The organism is Mycobacterium sp. NAZ190054 (assembly GCF_001545925.1).
Taxonomy (GTDB): domain Bacteria; phylum Actinomycetota; class Actinomycetes; order Mycobacteriales; family Mycobacteriaceae; genus Mycobacterium.
The window spans coordinates 1-2184 of record NZ_LMVQ01000409.1; the positions used below are offsets into that span (position 1 = coordinate 1).

Annotated in this window: 4 protein-coding genes; 2 read left to right on the forward strand and 2 right to left on the reverse strand. The window is 65.3% G+C overall.

Annotated features, from left to right (window positions below; genetic code table 11):
• Positions 1–123, forward strand: a 123-nt coding sequence (locus tag ASJ79_RS31445) for a DUF933 domain-containing protein (RefSeq protein ID WP_156448589.1), incomplete at its 5' end; no start/stop codon positions are given.
• A gap of 16 nt (positions 124–139) precedes the next feature.
• On the opposite strand, the gene ASJ79_RS22905 is transcribed toward ASJ79_RS31445, so the two are convergent.
• Positions 140–754: a TetR/AcrR family transcriptional regulator gene (locus tag ASJ79_RS22905; RefSeq protein ID WP_067960324.1), complete on the reverse strand. Its 615-nt coding sequence runs from the start codon at positions 752–754 to the stop codon at positions 140–142.
• Positions 755–777: 23 nt separating this feature from the next.
• A complete protein-coding gene (locus ASJ79_RS22910) occupies positions 778–1629 on the reverse strand; it encodes an oxidoreductase (RefSeq protein WP_067960328.1) in 852 nt (283 codons plus the stop codon).
• 262 nt (positions 1630–1891) lie between these two features.
• On the opposite strand from ASJ79_RS22910, the gene ASJ79_RS22915 reads away from it, so the two are divergent.
• On the forward strand, positions 1892–2184 hold a 293-nt coding region (locus ASJ79_RS22915), incomplete at its 3' end, for a DUF1801 domain-containing protein (protein WP_067960331.1).

The window sequence follows — 2184 nt, forward strand, 5'->3', positions numbered from 1 at the left end:
TTCGACGATCTGATGGAGGCCGGTTCGATGGCCGCGGCCAAGGCCGCGGGCAAGGTCCGGATGGAGGGCAAGGACTACGTGATGGCCGACGGCGACGTGGTCGAGTTCCGGTTCAACGTCTAGTAGTGCTCTCGGCGTCTCAACGCGGTTCCATCATGCGCATCCACACCGCCTGGCAGGTCTGCTTGGCTTCGGCCAGCCTGTCGCCCGAGATCTTGGACGCCTGATAGAAGCTGCGCTCGATCATCCAGCACAGCGCACGCCCCAGCGCCGGGGCAGCAGCGGGTCCGTCGCCGGACGGTACCCCTGCACGGCTGAGGATCGCGGTGATCGCCTCGGCGAAGACATCGGCGGTACCCGTCCACAACTGATCGATCTCGGGCACGGTGGAACTGAGATCGACTGCCGCGCGCATCACCACACCGTGCTCCCTCCACAACTGCACGGTGCGGTCCAGCGCGGTGGAGATCACCTCTTCGATCGGCGCGGTGTCGGTGAGGGCCGCCCCCGACTTCTCCTGCAGGGCTTGAACGGTTCGCGCCACCAACGCGATCAGCACGTCCTGTTTCGACGCGAAGTAGAAGTACAGCGCGGCCCGGGAAATCCCAGCTTTCTCGGCGATCTCGCCGACTGTCATGTCCGCATAGCCCCGCTCCGCCAACAGTCTCTCGGCGGCGTCGAGAAGCTGCCGCTCGCGGAGGTCGCCCTTGCGCACGGCGGGCGCTGTGCGCCGCGACGGCCATGACTTGGTCATTCCGCCACTCTAAATCAGCGCCATCACGTCGTGGCCAGTTGTGCACCCTCAGCGAAATCAGTACTGCGCGACAGGCTTTCCCACCGCCGAATGTCGTCGTCGACCGCCGTCCGCGCGGCACGGATCAGCCTCAGCGCATCCGAGCCCAGAACCAGGTGCGCCGGTGGTTCGGGTTCGTCCAGAATTGCCAGGACCGCTTCGGACGCCTTGGCCGGGTTGCCGAGCTGGTTGCCGCTGGCCTTGATGCGTGCGGCACGGATGGGGTCGAACAACTCGTCGTAATCTCCGATGGAGCGCTCGGTGCGGGTCATCGAGCGGCCCGCCCAATCGGTGCGGAAGGAGCCCGGTTCGATCGCGGTCACGTGGACGCCGAACGAGGCGACCTCCTTGCGCAGGCTCTCCAGCAGACCTTCCACGGCGAACTTGCTCGCGCAATAGGCCGACATCCCTGGCACCGCCATCAGGCCTCCCATCGAGGTCACCGCCATCAGGTGACCGGCGCGCCGCTGCCGCATGTAGGGCAGCGCGGCCTGCAACGTCGCAGCGACGCCGAAGACGTTGGTCGCGAACTGCGCGCGCAACTCTGACAACGGTGTCTCCTCGAACGTGCCCTCGACGCCGTAGCCCGCATTGGCGATCCCGACGTCGATGGGAGCAACGGTTGACTCGACGTCGGCCACCGTGCGCACGACCGCGGCGTCATCGGTCACGTCGAGCAGGCGTGCGTGCGCGCGGTCCGGGGCCACGGACTCGAATGTTGCCGCGTCCTCGGGCTTACGCACCGTGCCGACCACTTGATGTCCGGCATCCAGCGCGCCGGCCGCGAAAGCGCGGCCCAGCCCGCTACTCACTCCAGTGATGAAAAACGTCTTCATGGTCCTCCGAAATCGGTGAAGCGCAGCACGGCTTTCCAGGCCTACTCGACATAGTGTCGATTTTAATCGACGTAGTGTCAAGTGCGCCACGTCGACCATGCCCACCGCGTCGTCAGGCGACACGATCCGACAGTCCGCGACGAGGTGCTGCGGCTGGATTTCGCGCCACCGATGTTCGAGTTCACCGATCCCGACGGCAACGTCCTTGTATATCTGCAGGATCCGCCCCTGCAGGACCCGTCGACCGGGTTAGCTTGACGCCGTGAGTGAGGATTGGCGCGTCGGTCGAGTCGATGAGATTCGATCTTTGATCAAGCAAGCCGAGCCCGACGTCGTCGAGGAGATCAAATGGCGCAAGCCGTCGAACCCTGACGGCGTGCCCGCGTTCTACCTGGACGGCCTGATCTGCACGCTGGAGATGTACAAGGGCAAGGTGAAGGTCAACTTCGCGAAGGGGTCGTCGGTGCGCGATCCGCACAAACTGTTCAACGCGAGCCTGCAGGCCCCCGTCGGGCGTTCCATCGATCTGCGCGAAGACGACGAGCTGGAGGCCGA